This is a genomic window from Bacteroides sp. RTP31139st1_H2_RTP31139_211217 (assembly GCF_040227615.1).
GTDB classification, from domain to species: domain Bacteria; phylum Bacteroidota; class Bacteroidia; order Bacteroidales; family Bacteroidaceae; genus Bacteroides; species Bacteroides uniformis.
This window is the reverse complement of the sequence record NZ_JBCNZM010000219.1, coordinates 1-6276: the sequence shown is the minus strand read 5'-3', so window position 1 is coordinate 6276 and position 6276 is coordinate 1. Positions and strand designations below refer to the sequence as shown.

The 6276-nt window shown below is 50.7% G+C and carries 8 protein-coding genes and 1 pseudogene; all 9 read right to left on the bottom strand.

The features are described 5' to 3' along the window. A pseudogene (locus ABUA47_RS22235) lies at positions 1-103 on the bottom strand (conjugative transposon protein TraJ); the annotation flags it as partial. Position 104: 1 nt separating this feature from the next. After that, positions 105-734: a DUF4141 domain-containing protein gene (locus ABUA47_RS22230; RefSeq protein ID WP_007485401.1), complete on the bottom strand. Its 630-nt coding sequence runs from the start codon at positions 732-734 to the stop codon at positions 105-107. 77 nt (positions 735-811) lie between these two features. After that, the gene (locus ABUA47_RS22225; protein ID WP_005800204.1) at positions 812-1084 is read right to left on the bottom strand and encodes a DUF3876 domain-containing protein; all 273 of its coding nucleotides are present in this window, start codon (positions 1082-1084) and stop codon (positions 812-814) included. Between the two features lie 6 nt (positions 1085-1090). Continuing rightward, positions 1091-3601 carry a TraG family conjugative transposon ATPase gene (locus ABUA47_RS22220; protein ID WP_196031164.1) on the bottom strand — a complete coding sequence of 837 codons (2511 nt, stop codon included), beginning with the start codon at positions 3599-3601 and terminating at the stop codon, positions 1091-1093. Next, complete coding sequence (locus tag ABUA47_RS22215) at positions 3586-3921, bottom strand: DUF4133 domain-containing protein (RefSeq protein WP_005800206.1); 336 nt, start codon at positions 3919-3921, stop codon at positions 3586-3588. Before ABUA47_RS22215 ends, ABUA47_RS22220 begins: the two co-directional genes overlap by 16 nt. 31 nt (positions 3922-3952) lie before the next feature. Then, the gene (locus ABUA47_RS22210) at positions 3953-4252 is read right to left on the bottom strand and encodes a DUF4134 domain-containing protein (RefSeq protein WP_005800207.1); all 300 of its coding nucleotides are present in this window, start codon (positions 4250-4252) and stop codon (positions 3953-3955) included. A gap of 145 nt (positions 4253-4397) precedes the next feature. Continuing rightward, on the bottom strand, positions 4398-5120 hold the full coding sequence (locus ABUA47_RS22205; protein ID WP_074783448.1) for a conjugal transfer protein: 723 nt from the start codon (positions 5118-5120) through the stop codon (positions 4398-4400). 12 nt (positions 5121-5132) lie between these two features. Next, entirely contained in the window at positions 5133-5495 is a 363-nt protein-coding gene (locus ABUA47_RS22200; RefSeq protein ID WP_074783447.1) for a DUF3408 domain-containing protein, read from the bottom strand. A gap of 3 nt (positions 5496-5498) precedes the next feature. After that, a complete protein-coding gene (locus ABUA47_RS22195) occupies positions 5499-6257 on the bottom strand; it encodes a ParA family protein (protein ID WP_349832068.1) in 759 nt (252 codons plus the stop codon). Positions 6258-6276: the final 19 nt, after the last annotated feature.

Below are 6276 nucleotides of genomic sequence, written 5' to 3'. Positions count from 1 at the left end.
CTCCGGTAGCCACACCCGTGATGTCCGAACAGAGCGGCATCATCTCGTCATAAAGGTTACGCAACACTTCGTGAAGGTTGCCGAAAGTTTCCTCGCCTGTCATGTCACCAGTATTTTTGATTGTCCGTTCCGTACAAGTCCAGCACCCTTTGGGTATCATTCTTCTTTTTCGCACGCAGGTAAGAGATACCGATGTTCCGGTTCGTGTAATACCTGACCAGATTGCGTTGGTTCCTCACGTCACGGTACACACGGTCTATCACGTCCATGCGCTCCTTGTCCGTCATGGAAAGGCCGGTGGAGGTCACAACGATCTTCATCTCGTTCAGCATACCACTGCTTTCTTCCAGCATCTTCGCATATCCGGAGGCGATTGCCGAAAGCTCGTCCGGCGTATAGTTCCCGTCCGTCAGCATTTTCTGGAAAGAATTTACATAGATGTCCGATATTTCACCGACCAAGAGAACGGTCTGCTGCACCTTACGGGCATCTTTCACCAGATTGTTGACCGCTTTCAAAGCGTCGTAATAACGCTTCCCCTGTTCGTAGATCTTGACTGTTTCCTGAAAATTCTTCACCATATTTTCTGCCGTCGTCGTGGTCTGCACCACGTTACGGGTCGTATTCACGATGCTTTGTGCAAGGTTCGAGGGATCGAACGTTACCCATTGCGCCTTTACCGCCATAGTCGGACAAAGCAGCCCGGCCAGACAGACAGCCATTATTCGTTTCATGTCTTTTAAAATTTTAACGTTAAATAAATCGGATAGTTTTCTTTCCATTTACAGGAGAACCGGAGTTCTCCTTTTTCTTATGAATCATCCGCACGTACATATATCCCTTCGGTAGCCAGCACTAGACGGTCTTCCTCCCGGTCATAAGCGAGCTGCACCCTTCCCAGAAGATCCGCCCAGATGATGCCGCCGCTTTGGTGGATCGTGCCGACCACCACCGCATCAAGGTGGTAGGTCAGGGCAATCTTGTATGTACCACCATCACGGAATACGGTGACGGGCGGCGACTTGCGGCTGCTTTTCCACTCCCCGCATATCCAGTAGAGCGGAAACAAGGTTTCATACTCCATAAGCACTTACGGTATTTCATTGTTTTGATTCCGTTTCTTTTCCGCAAGCCTTCGGATAGCCAGTTCGATATTGCCGCCCAGCTGTTTCGCCAGTTGTTCCACTTCCACTTTCTCGCTCTCTTCGGTCGTGTAGCACAGATATTCTTCGGGCGATACCTCTGTGGCGTACACCGTTGACTGTACGCCCCCCAATCCGAACCAGACCTCCTTGTATTTGCGCCTCGGATCATTAGACATGTTCACCGACAGGATCTGCGCCTTTTCCTTGTCCGTCAGCCCCAGCAGGGACTGTATCCGCGAGAACTTGTTAAGATACTTCCTCTGGTCAAGCAAAATCTTGCAATCGCTATTGTTTACAATAGACTCCTTCACGATAGGAGAGGAAATGATGTCATCGACTTCCTGCGTCACAACAACCGCCTCTCCGTAAAATTTGCGGACAGTCTTGAACAGGTAGCGGATATAGTCCGCCATCCCTTCTTTGGCAATGGCCTTCCACGCTTCCTCTATGATGATCATCTTGCGTACCCCTTTCAGACGACGCATCTTGTTGATAAACAGCTCCATAATAATAATAGTCGTCACCGGAAAAAGAATGGGATGATCTTTGATCTGATCAATTTCGAAGACGATAAACCGCTTACCGAGCAAGTCAAGCTGCTTGTCGGAGTTAAGCAGGAAATCATATTCTCCACCACGGTAATAAGGCTCCAGCACGTTCAGGAACCCCGCAAGGTCGAAATCCTTTTCCCGGACTTCTTTCTCTTCCAGTATCCTCCGGTAGTCCGTTTTCACGAACTCGTAGAAGGTGTTGAACGAGGGAACGATGCTTTCATCCTCCTTGATGCGTCTGATATACAGGGACACCGCATTGGACAGAGCCACTTCTTCCGAACGTGTCGCCGGTTCATTGTCCTTTTTCCAGAGTGTGAGGATCAGTGTCTTGATACTCTCACGCTTCTCAATATCGAAAACTTTATCATCCGTGAAAAAAGGGTTGAACGCTATCGGGTTTTCGTCCGTATAAGTGAAATAGATACCGTCCTTTCCACCGCTCTTCTGGTGTATCAGCGAGCAAAGCCCCTGGTAACTGTTTCCCGTGTCGATCAATACCACGTGCGTGCCCTGTTCATAATATTGCCTCGCCAAATGATTCATAAAGAATGACTTGCCGCTTCCCGAACCGCCCAATACGAATTTGTTGCGGTTGGTGGTTACGCCACGCTTCATCGGCAGGTCGGAAATGTCCACATGCAGCGGTTTCCCGCTGATACGGTCTGACATCTTCAGTCCGAAAGGTGAAACGGAGCTGCGGTAGTTCGTTTCTTCCACCCAGAAGCAGAGAGCCTGTTCGATGAACGTGTAGAAGCTCTCCTCTGCCGGAAAGTCAGCGCCGTTCCCCGGCATCGCCGCCCAGTACAGCGTGGCGGCGTCCACCGTATTATGGCGTGGCTTGCATTCCATCATGGCGATCTGGCTGCCCACGTCATTACGCATATTCTTCACCTCCATAGGATTGTCCGTCCATGCGATGATGTTGCAATGGGCACGCACCGAGGTAAGCCCGAACGAATGTGCGTCATTCAGGTACAGATCGATCCACTCTTTATTAATTTGGTTACTCCGTGAGTACTTCGAAAGCGACTGCATGTTACGTGCGTTCTTCTCAAAACGTTGCAGATTCTCGCCGCTGTCATCCAGAAAAATATACTGGTTGTACAGGTGATTGCACGAGAGCAGCAGGCCTACCGGACTGGCGAATGACAGCTTGCAGTCGCTTTTGTCCGTTGACAGTCTTTCATACCGGCAGTCCGTACCCACCTTGCCAGGCAACGCATCCAGTTCCGAGAGCGTATGTACCGAAACGTGCTTGTCACCGACACGCAGGCCGTCATCTCCGAGTTCGATGTCTTCCAGTGCAGTGGTATTTTCCATTGACAGACAGAAATATTTCTCCACCAGTCCGGCCTTATTCTCCGTGCCGGTAATCTCATCACCGACGAGCCGTCTTAGGTGTACCAGCCCTGTATCGTTCACGATACGGGCGAATTGCCCCACCGTATCCAGAAAATGGGCGGTGGTATCCTTGTCCACCTCCTTGGGGATGATGAATCCCCTGCACAGCGAAGAGAAGCTGCTCTGCATCCTCATGCGCTCTTTCGTCGTTTTGGTCAGGTACAGATAGCATTTATGGTTCAAGAAAGGACGCTCGTTGAAGTGCATCTCGTAGCTTCGGGAAAGGAAACTTAGATTCTCCTTGTCCGTCTGGCTGCGGTAATCCTCCCGGATAAACCAATCCTGCTTATGTACCACCGTATAATTGGGCAATACCTTGATTGCCTTTGCCCATGCCGCATGGACAGCCTCGTATTCAGCTGCCGTCACCGTGAAGAGTTCGGGCAGATCCACCTCAAAGACGGCGGTGATGTCCGCATCTTTGGAGATGATACAGTCCGCTTCGACGGCGAGAAGCGGAAACTTGCTTTCCAATGTGGCAGCCTTTAGTGTGTTACGCATACGTTCTTCTTTTTAATCGTGAATAGTTTCCGGGGACTGATCCGGTTGATCAGGTAGCGGGGATGCTGTTTCCTGGCCAGCAGCTTCATCAGTCCGTGTTCCCCGAACTTGCCGTTCAGATGGAAAGTCAGCCGGACCAATACGGATGCGGATATTACGCCGAAAGCAATGCAGAACCACTGGTTCATGCCGGCCATATAAAGAATGACAAACAGCACGAACAGAGCCAGCAGCCCACCGACGAAAATAAAAAGATATTGAGCCTTGAGTCCCTTGAACTCCGCACTCTCGCCGATTCCCTTGTTCAGTTCATAATTCATATACATTATTATATATAGGTGAATCCGGTTCTTAGAGAAAGAATGAACGAAGAATAGTGGCAGCCACGATTAAAAAGATACACGCACCAAACCAGCTCGCCGCCGTTTTCGAGGTATCCGGATCGCCGGAGCTGAACTTGTTGTACACCTTAATCCCGCCGACCAGACCTACCACAGCTCCGATCGCGTAGCACAATTTCGTTCCCGGATCGAAGTAGCTTGTGACCATTTTCGTCGCTTCCGTGATACCGGCCGATCCATTTCCTTGCGCATAGAGCGAGCCTGTGGCGATTAGCATAACCGCCACGAACACAAGTTGTTTCGTATTCATAAAATAATTGAATTTGAATGTGGGCACGACAGATGGAAAAGTCCGCCGTCTCCCGTTGTTAATTAAATTTGTTTGGGTTTCTTCTCGTGAAAAATGAATAGACAAGCTATCCGTAATCTCTTTCCTTCATGTACGTTTTACTTCGTTAAACAATATCACTTATGGAGAAAGTGTCCGGTATGGTTTCTGTCGCCACTTCGCTGTCCGGGCTATTCCGCCTGCGGTATGCCGCAAGATGCAGCTCTATCAGCGAGTCGATACGTTCCTCACGCTCCGCATCGCCGAAGGTCAGCTTGTCGAACATCGGCGTGTTGCGCAGTTCAGCCAGTGTCTTTCCGGCCTGAAGCCTTTCCTCTTCACTGGCCGCTTCACCGTTGACCGCCACACGCACCGCCAGTCCCATGTCCTCGAAGCGGATGCCCGTGGCTTGCGGCGTGCATCCCGGCAGGCATCTGTCCTGCTCGTCATCGTCTATCCGAAGATTGTTATCCGCCGGTTCTCCCCGGAACTCCAACGGGACATCCATATCTTCCATCAGTTCAAGATCTTCTGGCAGCGGACTCCCTTCGGCAAACAGCTTGTCCAGTTCCTCGGCAGAAACTATTTTCGGGAACTTTTCCTTCTCCGGTACAAAAATACCTGCTTCGCTTACAGATTTTTCGTTTTCAATTTTTTCGGGCGTTTGTGGCGTGGAGTGGCTAAGGGAAAATGTACTTTTGCCTAAAATCTCGCTCACGTCCACCGTAATCCGGGTAAGGATCTGCCCGGCTTTTTCCGCTCTCTTCCTCCGACTGTTCCGCTCGTGGAAGAGGTAGGCGGCTATCCATAACAGATAGCTACCGATAAGTAAGAATAAGATTGCTGACATGGTTTCCGGGGGTTAAAACAGTTCGGTACTTCGTTTTCTGTATTCCTTCGTGATCTCGTCCTGATAGGCGGCAAAGTGCTGTTCCAGCACATTGTCCACATAGCTGAAAATGGACATCTCGTTGTTCCCGATTGTCTGGACGATCCTCTGAATCCGTTCATGAAACTCCTTACGAAGATAGATTGTCTTGCCAAGCCGTGCGCAGACTGGTGACTCGTGGATGAACAGACGGACATATCCGCTCTCTTCACCGGACTGTCCCTTGTTCCCGGCTGCTTGCGCCTGCCCGTTCGCCGGCCGGCCTTCCTTGAACGAGGCGACTATGGAGTTCTCGTCAATGTCCGTCAGGTTTATTTTTTTCCGTTCGTTTCCCATAGCCTACTTCCTGATAATGGACAACAGCTCTTCCGTAATCTCTTTCAGGTTGCTGCCTTTGACCAGCGCACCGTCTGCGGGGAACAGCGTGGAACGGAACAATGCCTTATGCTCCCCTGTCAGCTCACGACGGAACCGTTTGCTGTCCGGCAGGAAGGTATTCAGCACTTTCAGTCCCAGCTCGCCGATCACCTGTTCATACACCTTGTACAGTTCTGATTTCTCCCGGCCGTCCACCATGTTCCACAGCAGGTACAGGCCTTTGATATTCGTCTTGCCCGTAGCGATCAGCGTGTCATTCAGCCGGCTCGCAAAGCGGAGTGTGCTTTCCATCACCACCCTGTCGGCGGCAATGGGGGAAAAGACATAGTCCAGGTTAGCCAGCGTGTTCAACACGCCTGTACTGTTTACCGTGCCCGGCAGGTCGAAGAACACGATGTCTGTTTCCGGCATCTTTTCCAGCAGCTCGTCCGCTTTCGTGACAGCGTCCTCAGCCGTACTCTCCGCTACCGGATAGGCTTTCTTCCTTATCCGTTGCAGTTGTCTGTACGCCATCAGCTTGTAATGCTCGTCCTCCATGACCGTTTTCAGGTCACGTTTTCTCATCTCGGCAATGCTGTGTTGCGGGTAGTCGCAATCCACCACCGCCACATTCATCCCTTTCACATAGTGCAGGTAACTTGCCACCAGCACGGTCAGCGTTGTTTTTCCCGCTCCGCCTTTTTGCGTGGAAAAGGCGATAAAGAGTGTTTCTTTTTCCATGATGCAGTTTGTTTACAAA

Bases quoted from the DNA above. Each gene is read 5' to 3' on its own strand.
- ABUA47_RS22230 (WP_007485401.1), bottom strand. From the start codon at position 734: ATGAAACGAATAATGGCTGTCTGTCTGGCCGGGCTGCTTTGTCCGACT.
- ABUA47_RS22225 (WP_005800204.1), bottom strand. From the start codon at position 1,084: ATGGAGTATGAAACCTTGTTTCCGCTCTACTGGATATGCGGGGAGTGG.
- ABUA47_RS22220 (WP_196031164.1), bottom strand. From the start codon at position 3,601: ATGCGTAACACACTAAAGGCTGCCACATTGGAAAGCAAGTTTCCGCTT.
- ABUA47_RS22215 (WP_005800206.1), bottom strand. From the start codon at position 3,921: ATGAATTATGAACTGAACAAGGGAATCGGCGAGAGTGCGGAGTTCAAG.
- ABUA47_RS22210 (WP_005800207.1), bottom strand. From the start codon at position 4,252: ATGAATACGAAACAACTTGTGTTCGTGGCGGTTATGCTAATCGCCACA.
- ABUA47_RS22205 (WP_074783448.1), bottom strand. From the start codon at position 5,120: ATGTCAGCAATCTTATTCTTACTTATCGGTAGCTATCTGTTATGGATA.
- ABUA47_RS22200 (WP_074783447.1), bottom strand. From the start codon at position 5,495: ATGGGAAACGAACGGAAAAAAATAAACCTGACGGACATTGACGAGAAC.
- ABUA47_RS22195 (WP_349832068.1), bottom strand. From the start codon at position 6,257: ATGGAAAAAGAAACACTCTTTATCGCCTTTTCCACGCAAAAAGGCGGA.